We start from the raw sequence: 16,425 nt of genomic DNA, 5'->3' as shown, positions 1-16,425 counted from the left end.
CAACGCAATAGACGCTACGCTTGGGCGTGTATGTCCGCTAATGTGACTTTATCAACCGTCATCTGGATAAAAAAATCGCCTAAAATGAAGACTCAAGGCGTATATCCAAGTTTTGGCCAATATATGTTCCACATGCTTGGCCAGTTTATGGGTGAACCAACAAATTCCACTTGGCGTAATCCGCCAACAATGCAGGCTAAACCTTGACTCCCCACCCCCAGCGCGTATCCTTGGCGCCGATGTTTCAGGTGCTTGTGTCGCATAATGACTGCGCGCAGCTTAAACGGGAAACAGGTGCGCTGCGTTCAATTCTTAAACCAGCAATGCCTGTACTGCCCCCGCAACGGTAAACAGAGAACACTATTCCGTCAGGCCAGTGAGGTGCTGACAGCCACTGCGTAAACCGTGGGAAGGCGAATAGTTGCTATAAATAGCACTGCGTAATTCATACGCACTCTGTGAGTCCGGAGACCGGCCCGAAACCCAAGAATAGAACGTGGCGGGGTGTCACACCAGATTCGCTTTTTGGCGCATAGCCATAGCTAAAACCATAGTCTGCCAAGCCCCCTGCCCGCGTTTTATTCCCACCTTGTTCAATAGCCGTATGCGGGCGAGCTACGGCGGGGAAATGCTATGTCTGGCCGTATTCAAAATCTAGCCCGAAATCTATTTGCCTTACTACTGCTGCTTAACGCCGCCAGTGCTATGGCAATGAATATTACCGCGATTGTTTCAGACCGCTCGGCACCTACCCTAATAGCGGGCGCTCACCAGCTGTTAGAGCAACGCGAAGATTTAAGTATTCAAATTCGCACCGTTCAGCAAATAAGCAAGCTAAGCGACGAGGAGCTACAAGCTCTTATCAGCCGCAGCGACCGGCTTTTATTAGTGGCTATATTTGGCGAAGACGTGCCGCGTTTATTGGCCATGAATTACCCCACCCAGCAGCTGCGCACGGTATTGCACAGCGACCGCGCGCTCATGCCCCTGCAACGCGATCGACACGGTGAGATATTTAGTCAGGGCCTGCCAGAGGATATTCTCGGTGACAAAGCTGGCGTGCAAACCGCAGCAGCGCTAACCGAAAGCCAAAAGCAATCACCCGGCTACGCCGACTGGTTGCAAGCCCGCGCCTATTGGCTAAACCGCTCGGTGAACAATGCCGCCAGCCTCTTGCAAATGCTGGCCAACAGCAGCGCAGAATATCCCCGCCTAGAAGAAGTCGCGCCCCTGCGCTTTGCCCTGCACCACGGCGCTGGCGCCGACTGGCTCAGTGCCGCCGAGTTAAATGCTCAACTCAAGCCCGCGCAGCGCACCGTGTGGATTATCGACCACGACACCGCCGACTTAAGCGGCGACTGGGCCTTGCACCAGCAGCTTTGCGCAGCGCAAACATGGCAGTGTGTTTCGGTGTTGGCGGCTTGGGGCGAGGCCAGTGTCGCGGCGTTAGAAACCATTCAAACCGCCATGCGTGGGCCGCTTAAAAATAGCCCTGCGGCCATTATTGCCCTGCAAGATTTTGTGATTGGCGGCGGCGAGGGTCGCGAAGCGGTAACCGCGATTTTAGAAGAACTCAAGTTGCCAATATTAAAAGGCATTCGCATCAGCGAGTGGTCTAGCGCCCAGTGGCAGCTCTCTGCCGAGGGTATTCCCCGCGACTCAGTACACTACCGCGTCGCCATGCCCGAGCTCCAAGGCGTGTCGCAACCCCAAGTGTTAGCGCTAGCCGCCACCGCCAAAATCGACCCGTTCACCGGCGCCAGCGTTTACCGCAGCGAACCCCTCGCCGGTGAAATACAGCGCCAAACACGGCGGTTAGCCCGCTGGTTAAACCTGCAAGAAAAACCCAATGCCGACAAGCGCATTGCCGTGGTGTATTACAACCACCCCCCGGGCCGCCACAATATTGGCGCCGACAATCTCAATGTGCCAGAGAGCCTACTCGAGATACTCCGCGCCCTGCGCACGGCGGGCTATCACACTGGTGAGCTGCCCACCGATGCTGAAGCACTACTCGACCTACTCCAAGCCAAAGGCGTGAATTTACCCGAAGACGCCGCAGCGCTAGCAGCCATGTCTGGGCAAATTAATTCCGTCTCTAGCCACGCCTACCAACAGTGGTTTAACACCCTGCCCCCAGCGGTACGCGCAGAAATGGTCAACGGCCCGCTCGGGGAATTACAGCAAAGTTTACAGACCCAATTGGCCGCGCTGGCCGAACTCAGCTCGGTTACCGAGCGCCAAGATCAGTTAGCGCTAATTCGCGCCCGCATGGAAAACACCCTCACGGATTTACACCACGCCTTAGATGGTGTGCGCCACACCGGCCGCAGCCGCGCATTAGATTTACTCGCCCAGCTGGGCGGCGAATATCAGAATTTATTAGCACAGGCGGCCAGCGGCCAAAACCTAGACTGGCAAGCCAGCCAAGAACTCAACCGCGCCTTAATCGACATGGGTATTGAAGGTATTCGCGGCTGGGGCAAAGCGCCCGGCAAGGTGATGGTGTGGGACAACAAGGTGCTGATTCCCGGCGTGCAGTTTGGCAATGTTTTTCTTGGCCCCCAGCCACCGCGGGGCTGGGAGTTAAACGAAGAACTGCTGCACGCCAATATGTCCTTTCCACCACCACACCAATATTTGGCTTTTTACCACTATTTGCAGGACGTGTTTAAAGCCGACGCCCTTGTTCACCTTGGTCGTCACTCTACCTATGAATTTTTGCCCAAACGCAGCGTGGGGCTTTCATCCAGTGACTACCCCAGTATTGCGGCTGGCGATTTACCGGGTATCTATCCCTATATTGTCGATGGCGTTGGTGAGGGCATTCAGGCCAAGCGCCGGGGCTTGGCGGTGATGGTCGATCATCTCACGCCGCCACTTGCCGCCACCGAGCTATACGACAAACTGCTGGAACTGCGGCAGCTAATTGAAAGCGCAGAAGCCGCCAGCGATGGCAGCACCAAAGCCCGCGCCATAGAAACCCTTCGCCGCAAGGTGGATGAGTTCAATTTACGCGACGAGCTTATCGCCAGCATGGACGAAGAACTGCAAGTGCGCGGCGTCGGTTTTGACGAAATTGACGACGATTTCTTACTCCACGAAATTGGCCACTACCTCACCAAGCTCCAAGAGCAATTCATGCCCTTGGGCCTCCACGTGTTTGGCCACGACTGGCAGCCCAAGGCCATCGACACCATGCTCAATTCCATGCTGCAGGGCGAAGCCGCCGATAGCAGCAAGCGCAGCGACTGGCTGAATAAACTCAGCGCCTCACCCGCCGCTGAAATGCGCGCCCTGCTCAACGGCCTTAACGGCCAGTTTGTGGCGCCCGGCAAAGGCAATGATCCCATTCGCACCCCAGAGGCCCTGCCCACCGGCCGCAATTTTTACGCGCTGGACGGCAGCCTTTTACCCACCCGCGTTGGGGTTGAGGTAGGCACAGCACTGGCCGCCAAAGTACTGGCTGGCGAGTCTGGGGTCGCCCTTGCCAATACCGATATCGCCAATAATAAGCAGGGCATTATTTTATGGGCCTCCGACGCTGTGCGCGACGAGGGCGCGATGATTGCCTTTGGCATGAAGCTGCTCGGCGTGCGACCCATTTGGAATAGTCGCGGCATCATTAAAGGCTTAGAACGCCTACCCCTTGGCCCTGACCAGCCCCGCCGTTTCGATGTGGTCTTTACCACCTCGGGCTTGTTCCGCGATCTCTACGGCCAGCATTTACTACTGCTCGACAAAGCAGGATTACTCGCACTGGATGCCAGCAGCGACTTAATTCGTCGCGACTATCCTGCCCTGAGTTTGGCCCTACAAGCAGCGCTGGCACCCTTAGACCAAACCAAAGAAGGCGGCAGTGAACCGCTGGACAAAAACCAAGTCGCCAATAACTGGGTGAACGAGGCGCGGGAATTACTCGCCGCCAGCCCCGCAATCTCGGCCGCCGACCTAGGCCGTCAAGCCAGTGTGCGGGTATTTGGTATTGCGCCAGGCGCTTACGGCGCAGGGGTTAACCGCATGATTGAACGCAGTGGCTCGTGGCAGGACCGCAGTGAATTGGCCGAGGTTTTTGTTAAGCGTATGGGCCACGCCTACGGAGTGGGTTTACAGGGCGAATCTGCGCAAACCTTATTCCGTCGACAGCTCACTGGGGTGTCGCAAACCTATCTGGGCCGCGCCAGCCATCTTTACGGTTTAATCGACAATAACGACGCCTTCGACTACCTCGGCGGTTTTAATTTGGCGGTGGAAACCGTGAGCGGCAACGTCCCCGCCAGCGCGGTGATCAACCACGCCGACAATCGCAATTTGCACATCGACGCCCTGCCCGAGGCCCTATTGTCGGAATTGCGTGGCCGCTTCTTTAATCCTCAGTGGATTAAGCCCCTTATGGCCGAGGGCTATTCCGGCGCCCGCACCATGGGCAGCGAATTTATTGAATACCTCTGGGGCTGGCAGGTGACTAGCCCAGACATTATCAATGACCGCGTGTGGGAAGAAGTAAAAGCCATTTATGTGGACGATGCCCTACAGCTCGGGTTGGCGGAATTTTTGGCCCAAGACAATAACCGCTATGTGCAGAGCAATATTCTGGCGGTGATGCTGGTCGCCATCGACAAAGGTTTTTGGCAAGCCGACGCCGCCACGGTTAAAAAATTGGCCGAGCAATTTAGCGACAATATTATTGAGCACGGCAATCCAGGCAGCGGCCACACCCACGCCAATCACCCCATGTATGCGCTGGTAAAAAAGCAGCTCAGCGCAGAGCGCGCCAAAGAGCTTGAAGCGGTGCTGGCCAAGAGCCGAGTTACGCCGGAAGCGCCAAGCACTATGTCGCCCAGCCATATTCAGGAAGTGCAGCTAGACGCGAATACTACAGCGCAAATTAGCCAGCAGGCGACCGCGTCTAAGCAGGAGTCAGAAGCAGCGTCAGCTGAACAACAAACATCAGCCAGCGCCATTAGTCCCTATCTGCCCTGGCTATTCGGGGCTGGGATATTACTGCTAATCAGCGGTCTGTGGCGCGGTCGTCAGCCTAAATTCTAAATGGAGTTCACTATGGTTACTGGATTGTCTCAAGGGCTTATGCACCAGATCACTTCGCTGCTCTTAGAGCCGGTGATTTGGGCTTTATTATTTTTTGTCGCACTGGCCATTTACGAGGTGGGTATTTGTATTGGCGAGCGCTGGGGCGGTATTCGCAAACTCCGCGACCTTGGTAACCGCGATGCATTGGTGCTCGCCGGTAAACGCCGTATTGAGCGCGCCGACTTTATTACCCGCCTCGCGCCCATGCTGGGTTTGATGGGTACGTTAATCCCCCTCGGCCCAGGCCTAGCGGCGCTTGGCGAAGGTGAGCTGCGCATTCTCACCACCGCCATGACCGTGGCCTTCGACACCACCGTGATTGGCCTGCTCGCGGGCATGATCGGCTTTGTGCTCGCCCGTCTGCGCCGCCGCTGGTACGACCAAGCTCTGCACCAGCTTGCCGCCTTGAAAACTACGCAACATGGATAAGTGGCGCGACAGTGAGTTTCTCGACAATAACGACGACCCCCTCGGCCCCATGGCCAATCTGGTCGATATTATTTTGGTGTTTGCCTGCGGCTTAATTGCCGCCTTGGTATCGATGAGCCCCGACCTACAGCAACATTTTAAGGCCGAGCCACAACAGCAGGATATTTCCCTAGGCAAAGAACTGCCCAGTGTGCCAACGACTGTTCAGCAACAAATTCAAAATGGTGACGGCTACGAGGCGCTGGGGCAGGTCTATCGCGACCCCAAAACCGGAAAATTGATCTTGATTGGTGGCTAAGTCCACACATCCCAGCGGCCTATTGCCACTCAAATAGGCTGCTCAATAGAAGCTGTATTATTTGCCTTGATTAAAGAATGATTCGCCCCAATAATTCGCTGACTGCAGACACTGTATTTAAACACCATGCCCACCCCATCACTTAGTACAAAACTAGACAAGCGCGCGGCACCGCCAATGCTTGCCTGGCTTTTTGCACTTATTGGGATGCTCGCCACTGGCGTTAACTTACAAGCCGCGACGCTGGATACCGACAAAAATTTTAATAAGCATGACACGGCTCAGGTTTTCGTTTTTTCCAATGGCAGCAATGCCGCGCTTGTATCTGGGCGTGATGACAATGATCATCGCTTTCATACACCAAGCGCGAATGTTTTTACTACTAGCCAACTAAATTGGCGCTTTATTGGCCTTGTAAAATCAGCGGCTAACTGGGCTCCCGCCCTACAAGCGCTAGTTCATCTACGACCGCCGCTGCGCGCACCCCCGTTTAAATAATCCTCCTTAATTTTTGTACTTCAATTTTTATTTCATTAATTTGAAAGGATTATTCATGCGATTCTTTAATACACGGGCGGTAATTTATTTACTGCTCATACTGCTTGGTTTGAGCAGCGCGGCTCCTAACTTTTTAAATGCCAAGGCGCAGGAAAACTTACCAGCGTGGTTTACGCACAACACTTTAAAACTGGGCTTAGACTTGCAGGGCGGTTCACACCTGCTTATGAGCGCTGATACCACCCCACTCATTAACGGCGCGGTAGAGCGCGCTGCGGAGCAGCTATTGGCGCAGCTGCGCGAGAACAAGATCGCCTATGCAAAGCCACAGACCGACGGCACACGCTGGCAGCTAAGCTTGCGCAATGCTGCAAACTTAGAAAAAGCCAAGGCACTGGCCACTGAGCATAATAGGACCCCTGCCGGCTTAAGAATGTTTAAAGTCGCTGGCCACGAAAACACCCTGAGCATCACACTAACGGAAGAATATATTGCGCAAATCAGAAAAGACGCCCTAGACCGCAGCCTAGAAGTGGTTCGACGGCGGCTCAATGAAACCGGCTTGGTTGAGCCAAGTATTAGCAAGCAAGGCGACGATGGCGTGCTGATTCAAATGCCAGGTGTTAGCGACCCCGCTTATATTCGCCAACTATTGGGCACAACGGCGCAAATGTCTTTTCACTGGGTAGCGCGCCCGCAAAGCACATTGCCGACAATGACGGTGCTAAGCAGTAAAGACCAGCAAACCTATACCTTAGAAAAACAAGTCGCCATGAAAGGCGAGCATATTAGCGACGCGAGTTTGGGCTTTCACCAAAATACCGGCGAGCCAGTAGTCACCTTTGCACTCGACAATGTCGGCGCCAAACTCTTTGGCGACATGACCCGCAAAAATATTGGTAGAGCACTGGCAATCGTCCTAGATAATGAGGTGATTACGGCACCGGTAATACAAGGTGTTATTGGCAGCGGTCGCGGTGAAATAACGGGCAATTTTACATCCAGTGAAGCGAGCGATCTTGCCCTGCTTCTCCGCGCAGGCGCTTTACCCGCGCCTTTGGCGGTTGTTGAGGAGCGCACAGTTGGCCCAGACCTTGGCAGCGATGCCATTCAAATGGGCTTGGTTACCGGCGTGTTTGGTGCCGCTTTGGTCTTACTATTTATGACGGTCATCTACCGAGGCTGGGGCTTAATTGCCTGCTCGAGCCTGACCATTAATATTGGCCTGATCTTCGGCATATTAAGCCTGCTAAACGCCACGCTCACCCTGCCAGGCATTGCCGGTATTATTCTAACCATCGGCATGGCCGTTGATGCGAACATTCTAATTAACGAGCGCATCCGCGAAGAATCGGCGCGCGGCAAGCGCGCAATGGCCGCCATCAACGCCGGTTTTGATAAAGCCTATGCAACGATTATCGACGCCAATGTCACCACACTTATCGCGGTTAGCCTGTTATTTATGTTCGGCAATGGCCCTGTTCGCGGTTTTGCAGTGACAATTGCCATTGGCCTAGTCACATCGATGTTTACCTCTATTGCCGTGACTCGCGTATTGATTAAATGGCATATACCCAAGCGCCAAAGAGATGTGCTGTCTTTCTCTGGCTTTGCCATGCTGGACCGGCTTAGCAAGCGCAATACAAACTTCCTCGGCGGGCGGTTTATGGGCTTGGCGCTGTCTGCGATACTGTCGCTGGGCTCGGTCGCGTTATTTTTTGGGGAGGGCCTAAATTATGGCGTCGACTTCACCGGCGGAACCTTGGTGAATGTGAAAACTGAGCAACTCTCGGTGCAGGGTTTGCGCAGCAATCTGCTGGCCCACGACTTTGATCGGGCAAGCATTCAGGAGTTTGGTGACGACAAGCAGTTTCTGGTTCGGCTACCCGCGCATAGCGGCGACAAGCAATTAAGCGCCAACGAAATTGACTCACTGAAAGCCGCCATCCTCAGCGAAGACCCTGCGGCAACCTTTCCCCGCGTGGATATGGTTGGCCCCAAAATCAGCGGCGGCTTTGCCGACGCCTCCATACTTGCCGTGTTATTGGCCGCCGCTGGCATGCTCATGTATTTGTGGATTCGATACGAGTCGCATTTCGCCACCGCGGCCATCGCCACCATTGGTTTAGACATCACCAAAACCATTGGCTTTTTTGCCTTAACTGGGCTGGAATTCAACTTAACTGCTGTCGCGGCGCTGCTCGCGCTTATTGGCTATTCCATTAACGACAAAGTGGTTGTGTTTGACCGCGTGCGCGAGGGCCTGCGCGCAGATCCTAATGCGCCGCTGCTACGTGTTCTAAACGAAAGTATCTCCTCAACATTGACGCGCACACTCTTTACATCGGCAACCACTATATTGGCGATACTGCCAATGGCCGTGGCCGGCGGCGATGCAGTGTCGAGCTTTGCCAAGCCCATGCTATTCGGCATTATTGTTGGCACAAGCTCGTCAATCTTCATTGCCTCGCCGATCTTGTATTTTCTTGGCATGTGGCGCGAGCAAAAAGGCCTGAAACAACTCAGGCCTAGCGCCGAGGAAGTGAGAGAATCCTTAGCGCTTATGCCTTAAAGTGGATTAAGTCACACGGACGACGTCCGTGTGACTGTTTGCCTGCATTATGGCTTTTAACTACATACGTCACGACAAAGATTCATCAACTTAACCGTAGTTCATTCATAGGTAGTACAAAAACATGACACTTGCGCTAATGGCCATTCTTGGTGGATTCGTGCTGCTAATTTGGAGCGCGGACCGCTTTGTTGAAGGCGCCGCCGCGACCGCGAAACATTTGGGCATGCCGAGCTTGCTGATTGGTATGGTGGTTGTCGGCTTTGGTACATCGGCACCAGAGATGGTGGTTTCGGCAATGGCGTCGCTAGACGGCAATCCAAACCTCGCGCTGGGCAATGCGATTGGATCAAATATAGTTAATATTGGCCTGATCCTCGGTGTTACCGCATTAATATCGCCGATCACTGTGCACTCTAATATCGTGCGCAGGGAGCTGCCGCTACTCACACTGATTGGCGGCTTAGTCGGTTTTATATTGTGGGATGGCGCGCTCACCCACTTTGAATCACTGCTATTGCTGGCTGGGTTTATTGGGCTTGTTAGCTGGACAATATTTGTGGCGCTGCGCACCCGAGGCGATCACTTAGAAGCCGAAACCGATGAATTGCTAAGCGCGCAAGCGATGCCAATACGAAAAGCACTTTTTTGGCTGGCGATGGGCTTAGTCGCACTGATCATCAGCTCACGTATTTTGGTATGGGGCGCAGTATCCATCGCTCATACACTTGGCGTAAGTGATTTAATTATTGGCCTGACCATTGTTGCCTTTGGCACCTCGCTCCCCGAGCTAGCGGCGTCGATCATTGCGGTTCGGCGCGGTGAGCACGACATCGCCATTGGCAATGTAGTGGGTTCCAATATGTTCAATCTGTTAGCGGTCATCGGCATTGCTGGCGTTATAAATCCCATGAGTTCATTTCCCGCCGACATAATTAGCCGCGACTGGGCAGTCATGATGCTAATGACCATCGGCTTATTGGTGATGACCTTTGGTTTTCGCAACATGGGCCAACTTAACCGGCTTAAAGGGAGCATCTTGCTAATGTTGTTTTTTGGCTATAACGCGTGGCTGCTCAAGACTGTTATAAACTAACAACCAGAATGACCCCGCTATACAGTGCTTGTCCGTCTAAAACTGACAAAATTCCGAGGCAGCTGGAATTTTAAAATAAAATCAATATGTTACTAAGCATAATAAGTAATATGTAGTATCCAAAGACGTACCCGTATACAGATATTCTATTCACTATTTTTACGAACCTAAGTCTAGGGCCGATATTATTCTTTCCAGGCGCTTGTATAAATGAGGCGACTTAGCTAATTTGTTAATTATTGCAATTACTTAGATGATGACCAAAGTGCAGTATTTCCCGTATTTTCAACCTATTATCGACATCAACCGCATGGCGATAGTAGGTTATGAAGCGCTTGCAAGGACGCGGGACAAAGATGATCGAGCAGTGTCTATTGGTGCGCTATTCAGTGATCCAGATTTTAATCGGCGCGAATTACTTACCATAGACCGCAGCGTGCGCGAGCAGGCCTTGGCCTATTTTGCCAAAAGTCAGCACGACGTGTTTCTGTCTTTAAATTTATCCCCCGAATGGATGGACCACATTGGTGACGATACACCCGTGCCCACCATTGCCATGACCCAAAAATGGAAAGTTGATCCTGGCCGTATACTGATTGAATTTGTTGAAGGCGCTGGCGACAACGACAATATGCAAAAATTGCTGGCGCGCTATCGCGCGGCGGGAATGTGTATTGCTATAGATGATTTTGGCGCTGGATCATCGCATTTAGATCGCATCATCGCCCTTGAACCCGACATTATTAAACTCGATATGAATCTTTTTAAACGGGCAATGGCTGGCGGTGTGTCACAGGAAGTAGTGCAAAGTATTGCTCATTTAGCACGGCGTACCGGCAGTGAATTATTATGTGAGGGCGTAGAAACCGAGCAAGAATTTTACTTTGCACTGGAGTGCGGCGCGCGCTATGTACAGGGCTATTTTTTTTGGCCAGCCCTGCCTGAGTTTATCGATCCAGATTCACCAAAAGAGATTATTCGTCTATTACTTGAGGGCTTTGTTAAACGCAATCTCGATCGAGAAAAAAAATTAATGCAGTATATGCAAGAAATGGAGCATTATTTTTTGTCAGTGCAAACGGCACTGAATGATATAGAGCTCAATTATAATAGCTTGCACCAAGCACCTCAGGGCTTTGCAAGGGTTTTTATATGTCGCTATGACGGCATCCAAATTTCACCTAATTATGAGCTATCTCACCACCCTGAAGAGCAGCCAATATGGCAGGTAGACGATAATAACAGAGGCGCAAACTGGTCTATGCGCCCTTATTTCTACCAAGCCTTAGCGGCCAAAGAATTGCAACATAAAAACCAAGTGGCATCACAGCCCTATCGCGACGTGCGCAGCGGACGCATGCGCCAAACCATCGGCAAGGTATTATCCAACAACAGAATATTATTTGCCGACATCCTGTGCTTCGGAGAAGAAGATAAAGACAGCCATGGCAATACATTTTATCTGCGCTAAGCTGAGTTAATAACGGTTTAATCTCTAAATAGCGCTATACCACTGCCCCAACCGCTTCAACGCAGTGAGGGGCCTTTTGTGATTTCGGCAAATTTAATAATCAAATATATGCTCCAGCTCCAACCTCTGGCCTTGTCTATTTTTAGCGACATCTTCTAAGAAATGCGTTAAGTCGGCTACGCCAACTAACACAAAAATTCGCTCACGCTCTTTATCGGAAACTAATGCGGATCGGAACAGCTCACTGCCCGCGAGCGTGGACACATCAACACCCGCACTACCAAGTAGTGATACAACAATTTGGTGATTTCCAGAGATATCACTAATCGCCCATTCGTCGGAGGCAAAGCGTGGCATGGTTTTAGTAAAACCACCCCAGCGAGGTAGCGACATTAAAAAGTCGTCGCCCCCGCCGGCAAGCATTTCAACACCTTCCGGTTCTTTAGCCAAGTGAATGCTATTGCTAGCCAGGCGCTGAGCGGTGAGGTATATACGTTTATCGGTTTCGCCATAGGTAGATTGCGCGGCGTATTTAATGGCTTTAGCGTAAAGTGATTTCAAACCAAACTCTGCGCTAAAAAATAACTTCCGCTCCCATTTACGCAGGGGGTGGTCTCCCCACAAACTGGTTGCATCCCAGAGGCGATCCCGCCAGCCTGCAAAGTCGAATTCATACCATGGCTCGTCGTAAATCAATTTACTGTAAGCGCGGTGAGCTTGTTGGATGACTTTATCTTCTGGGGTGTCTTCGCCACCGGCGCTCCAGCGCGTGAGGCGACCAATACTGGCTTCGTAAGCGCCTTTGGCTAAATACTCCACTGTTGTGCTAATACCAATTACCCGCAGCATGGTGCGGTATTCGGTATTGGCAGGGTAATTTTGACGGCTGATCGCAATGGCACGGTCGTAGAGTGCCCAGTACTCTTCGATGCTTTCATAAAAAGGAAAAGTACTTGGGTCGCGCCCCTCGGCTAAATAGTCGGCGTATTCTTTGGGTTGAAATACCAAATACCATTCGGGAATGGTGAGAAAGGTTTGTTCTTTACCTCGGTAGTAATCGCCCAAGTTAGCCTTGGTTTGCGCGAGTAAATCACGGTTTAAGGGATAGTATTTTTCCCAAAGTAAATTAACAAAGCGGTTGTTTGGGTCGAGGCGGTACTTGAGCCCAAAGTACTCCTGCGCCTTGGGGTAGGCTGCAGCAAATTGCTCTGGACTCGCCTGTAATTGATACGGCAAGTAATAGGCACCGCCCAGCGCAATAGCGGCGTCGATCATTTCGGTGCTCCACACCTTTACCGCTTCTTTCGCGGCGGCATCGGTGCCTTGACGGTAGTAGACCACAAAGGCAAACACCTCGGTTTTCGCCCAATTAAGCAAGGTATTAGGATCGGCCTTGGCGTGGCGCACACTCACGTTGATGATATTGGCTTTATTACGCTGAAAAATATCCCGCATTTGCACCTGAAATTCGTCGAAGCGTTCTACTGGTACAAAGTATTCGCGCAGGCCGTAGCTGTATTCTGAACGATCCGCAGGCTCTAATTCGGCCACGTCGTAACTGGCTTCATAGTTTCGCCACTCGACCCGCTCGGGGTAATACCAAATAGGGTCAATAATATGCTCGCGGGTCCATTTACCGAAATCCGAGGCGGCAACAAACTCGGCCGCTTTAACCTGCCAGTAATAGTCTTTGCCCTCTGGAATTAAGCGCTCGGCGACGGTTGGCGTTTTGTTGGTAGTGAGCCAACTCACATCCCGCAGGCTGTTGTAGTGCGGGGGATAAATGTCGGCGTTATGAAAAACCACATCGCTGTTGTCGCGCACATTGTCGCGAAAGTGCGTTGCGTAGTTCTCTATTGGCATCACCCGCACTTTGCGCTCAACGGCAATATTGTCTTCTAGCTGTAAGGTCGCCTCAACAATCACCCCTAAGCCGCCGTAGCCGCCAATGGCACCGTAAAAAATATCGGCGTTGGTATTAGGCGAGGCATCTACTAGGCTGCCGTCGGCCAGCAGTAATTTTAATCCCAACACCGAACCCACCAGTGGGCCCTCGCCAATATAGCGGCCGTGAACGTTCACGCTCAAGGAACCGCCAACGGTAAAGTTGGCGTAGGTCTGCATAATTTTAATAGACAGATTATGCGGGTCTATCGCCGCTTGCAGATCGCGCCAGCGGATACCAGGCTGCACGGTTACGGTCTTGCGATCTTCATCAATCGCCAGCACTTTATTAAAACTGCGCATATCAATATGCAAGCTGTCGGGATAAGCCGTTTGCCCACCTTGGCTAAACCGGCCACCACCAATAGATACGCGCCCGCTAGTGGCGCTCAGCGCCGCCTGAATATCTGCAATCGATTCTGGGCGCAGCACCTGCCCAACCCGCACTGCATTCAATTTACTCACGTCGTTAACGGTCAGCGGCAATACCGGCGGCACAAAGCCATCATCGCCACTGCGCAACACGGTTACCGTGGTGCCCACCGCCAAAACCACAACCAGCAGAACAAGAATGCTTGCCAGAACACGGAATACCCGCCAAAGTATTCGAACTGGGGCAACGCGATTGAATCGGGGGCTTTTTAGCTTGTACAAGGCCTAAACTCCAAATTTGATGATGAGTTGAGCGTGATGATTAAAAAAACTATGAAACCCGTTTCGCGACGTCAGTTTGTGCAATATTTGGCGCTAGTTGGCGCCACTGTCGCCACCCCTGTTTTTAGCCTGGATCAAGGGCCGGAGTTAACTCCTAAGCAACAACGCGTCACGCCTGTCGGCCAAGAATCTAACGCTGGTAACTTTGCCTATATTTACCGCAACCCTCAGCTTCGCGAGGAATTTTTTGCGTTCTTGGTTAACGTCTTTCACCTATACCCAGAACAGCAACTGCAACAATTAATCCAAGAGGCCGCAGAAGTTTATAGTAGCGACCAAAATGTCTATCGGCATTTGCAAAGCAAGTTGACAGATATTAAGCCGTTTCTCGGTGAATTAACATTTGCCCTGCCCGCTTTAAACAAACAAAAAGCCACTATGGCAGGCCAAACCCTACAATTACTAAATAGCGATCGCCGCTACGAGGGCTATTTAGAGCTTGGCTCGACTGGCCGCTATATCGACGCGTTGGAAGAAGAACTCAATATTGTCGGCGAACGCTATTTTCTTGCTGAAAAAGCGCCGAGCTATTCCTTGAGCGATATGATCGATCGCAATCAAATATGGCAAGCCGGTCCTTATATTCCCTTGGCAGATTACCGCACAGATATTGGCAAACACATCGCCAATAACTCCCTAGATTTAGTCACCGTGTTTATCGGCCTACATCATTGCCCCATTCCGCTGCGCGAGGAGTTTTTAAGCGCGATTCGCGACGCAATGAAACCCGGCGCTTATATGGTGATTCGCGACCACGATGCCCGCAACACCAAAATGCGCGCAGTGGTTGGCCTCGCCCACGACGTCTTCAATATGGGTACCGAGGAGAGCTGGGAGTACAATGCCAGAGAGTTACGGCATTTCTACAGCTTGAATTTTTTGGATAATTGGCTGAATAATTCTGGTTTTGTGGGCGATGGCCGCCGCCTTTATCAAGCTGGCGACCCCACCCACAATGCCTTAATGGTCTATCGCAAAGCCTGATTCTATTTAGATTACCGTGGCGAGTTCTAAGATTTGCGGCCTTTCCCAAATCTGCTGCTAGACTCAGAGTAGCAAGGGAGACTTCGCTATGATTGATGTCCGCAATAAAGAACAGGGTTCAGAAATTATCCTGCGCCCCAATTGCTCGGCAGACTGGCCTGAAAACCGTCGTATCATTCAAACTGTGATGGTATTTAATGGCCTGCTCGGTCTGTGTTTCGCCGCCAACGGTGCGTGGCTGCTGCTGCCGTTTATGGGCATTGAAGTGCTCTTACTGTGGCTGGTATTAGGCAAGGTATTCCGCAAACTGCAGATTCAACATATTGTCAGTCTAGACCCCCAAAACCTGAGCATTGATGTTGGCCATCAGCGCTGTGAGCGTCACTGGCAGTGGCCAAGACAAACCAGTTTCGTATTAGTCACTGTTCTTCCCCACCCATGGGATCCGCTACAAATCAGTATTAGCCACTGCGGCGAATCGGTCAGTATTGGCGACTTTTTAAATAAAGACGATAGTCGCGAATTACTTAGCGCACTGCGCCAAAACGGTCTGTCCATTCGCCACTATTGCGGCCTTAGCAGTCTGCAAGTCTGACACGGGTCTCAATCAGACAGATAGTATTCCACCGTAGAAACAACCCGCACTTTTTTTATGTGAGGGTTGTTTTTGTCGCGATCGCCAATAGTGAACTGCCCCTGCGAAGCGCGTTTTATTTTACCTAGCACGCTGTCTGAGTCGGCGGCAAATTTCTCGGCCACCGCCCGCGCTTCGCGGGTTGCCTCTTCGATCATCGCCGGTTTAATCTCGTTTAAACGCGTAAACAAATACTCAGTCTGCGCTTGGTAATTATTGCCGGTAAAGGCAATACCCTGTTTACCTAACACCGACAGTTGCTTACTGACTTCGCGCACTCGCTCAATATCTTGGGAATACACGGTAACGGTCTGCTCGGCGGTATAACGGAATTCTACGCCGCCATTGCCGCCGTATTGCTGGGCTGATTTATCGGTGATAGCGGGAGCCGAAATAGTAACTTCCTCGGCTGTAAAGCCCTTTTCTAGCAAGAACCCTTGAATCGTCGCGATACGCTGATCCAATAAAGTATAAAGTTTAGGCAGATCATTACTCGCCTCAGTAAACAGAATCGGCCAAATTACCACATCGGCGAGATACTCCCGTTCAGACAAGCCTTTAACCGCCACGCTGCGCTCAAGCTGGCGGTAATCCACTGCCGCCTTGCCTATGAGTAAACCTAGAGCAGACAGACCAAGCACCAATGCCAGTCCTAAAATTACCGCACTTTTGTTACTCATATTCTTCCCTGTTA

11 protein-coding genes and 1 riboswitch are annotated in these 16,425 nt (G+C 51.8%); of the genes, 8 read left to right on the top strand and 3 right to left on the bottom strand.

Going from position 1 to position 16,425, the window contains the following annotated elements:
* Positions 1–229 precede the first annotated feature (229 nt).
* Positions 230–494, top strand: a riboswitch (cobalamin riboswitch).
* Positions 495–633: 139 nt separating this feature from the next.
* From AB4876_RS13695 to AB4876_RS13685, 3 genes are read left to right on the top strand one after another with little or no spacing between them, the layout of a single operon-like run.
* Positions 634–5,049: a cobaltochelatase subunit CobN gene (locus AB4876_RS13695; RefSeq protein ID WP_368382348.1), complete on the top strand. Its 4,416-nt coding sequence runs from the start codon at positions 634–636 to the stop codon at positions 5,047–5,049.
* A 12-nt stretch (positions 5,050–5,061) separates the two neighbouring features.
* Positions 5,062–5,520 carry a MotA/TolQ/ExbB proton channel family protein gene (locus tag AB4876_RS13690; protein WP_368382347.1) on the top strand — a complete coding sequence of 153 codons (459 nt, stop codon included), beginning with the start codon at positions 5,062–5,064 and terminating at the stop codon, positions 5,518–5,520.
* Positions 5,513–5,818: a DUF2149 domain-containing protein gene (locus AB4876_RS13685; RefSeq protein WP_301026594.1), complete on the top strand. Its 306-nt coding sequence runs from the start codon at positions 5,513–5,515 to the stop codon at positions 5,816–5,818. The genes AB4876_RS13690 and AB4876_RS13685 overlap by 8 nt, the downstream gene beginning before the upstream one ends.
* A gap of 228 nt (positions 5,819–6,046) precedes the next feature.
* Here AB4876_RS13685 and AB4876_RS13680 read toward each other — a convergent pair whose 3' ends face one another.
* Positions 6,047–6,175 (bottom strand): hypothetical protein, encoded by a 129-nt coding sequence (locus AB4876_RS13680; RefSeq protein WP_368382346.1) that lies wholly within the window; start codon positions 6,173–6,175, stop codon positions 6,047–6,049.
* Between the two features lie 196 nt (positions 6,176–6,371).
* Between AB4876_RS13680 and secD the strand changes: the two genes are divergently transcribed.
* The 3 genes from secD (at position 6,372) to AB4876_RS13665 (ending at position 11,455) form a co-directional block, all read left to right on the top strand.
* On the top strand, positions 6,372–8,888 hold the full coding sequence (secD, locus tag AB4876_RS13675; protein ID WP_368382345.1) for a protein translocase subunit SecD: 2,517 nt from the start codon (positions 6,372–6,374) through the stop codon (positions 8,886–8,888).
* Positions 8,889–9,012: 124 nt separating this feature from the next.
* The gene (locus AB4876_RS13670) at positions 9,013–9,984 is read left to right on the top strand and encodes a calcium/sodium antiporter (RefSeq protein ID WP_368382344.1); all 972 of its coding nucleotides are present in this window, start codon (positions 9,013–9,015) and stop codon (positions 9,982–9,984) included.
* Between the two features lie 253 nt (positions 9,985–10,237).
* Positions 10,238–11,455 carry an EAL domain-containing protein gene (locus tag AB4876_RS13665; RefSeq protein ID WP_368382343.1) on the top strand — a complete coding sequence of 406 codons (1,218 nt, stop codon included), beginning with the start codon at positions 10,238–10,240 and terminating at the stop codon, positions 11,453–11,455.
* 93 nt (positions 11,456–11,548) lie between these two features.
* On the opposite strand, the gene AB4876_RS13660 is transcribed toward AB4876_RS13665, so the two are convergent.
* Positions 11,549–14,053, bottom strand: a complete 2,505-nt coding sequence (locus AB4876_RS13660; RefSeq protein ID WP_368382342.1) for an FAD-binding oxidoreductase — start codon at positions 14,051–14,053, stop codon at positions 11,549–11,551.
* A gap of 36 nt (positions 14,054–14,089) precedes the next feature.
* Between AB4876_RS13660 and AB4876_RS13655 the strand changes: the two genes are divergently transcribed.
* Both AB4876_RS13655 and AB4876_RS13650 read left to right on the top strand, forming a co-directional pair.
* Positions 14,090–15,097 (top strand): class I SAM-dependent methyltransferase, encoded by a 1,008-nt coding sequence (locus AB4876_RS13655; RefSeq protein WP_368382341.1) that lies wholly within the window; start codon positions 14,090–14,092, stop codon positions 15,095–15,097.
* An 88-nt stretch (positions 15,098–15,185) separates the two neighbouring features.
* On the top strand, positions 15,186–15,692 hold the full coding sequence (locus AB4876_RS13650) for a DUF2244 domain-containing protein (RefSeq protein ID WP_368382340.1): 507 nt from the start codon (positions 15,186–15,188) through the stop codon (positions 15,690–15,692).
* Between the two features lie 8 nt (positions 15,693–15,700).
* On the opposite strand, the gene AB4876_RS13645 is transcribed toward AB4876_RS13650, so the two are convergent.
* The gene (locus AB4876_RS13645; RefSeq protein ID WP_368382339.1) at positions 15,701–16,411 is read right to left on the bottom strand and encodes an SIMPL domain-containing protein; all 711 of its coding nucleotides are present in this window, start codon (positions 16,409–16,411) and stop codon (positions 15,701–15,703) included.
* Positions 16,412–16,425: the final 14 nt, after the last annotated feature.

Source organism: Zhongshania guokunii (assembly GCF_040892635.1).
Taxonomy (GTDB): domain Bacteria; phylum Pseudomonadota; class Gammaproteobacteria; order Pseudomonadales; family Spongiibacteraceae; genus Spongiibacter; species Spongiibacter guokunii.
The sequence above is the reverse complement of the archived record's forward strand: the minus strand, read 5'-3'. Positions and strand labels throughout refer to the sequence as shown.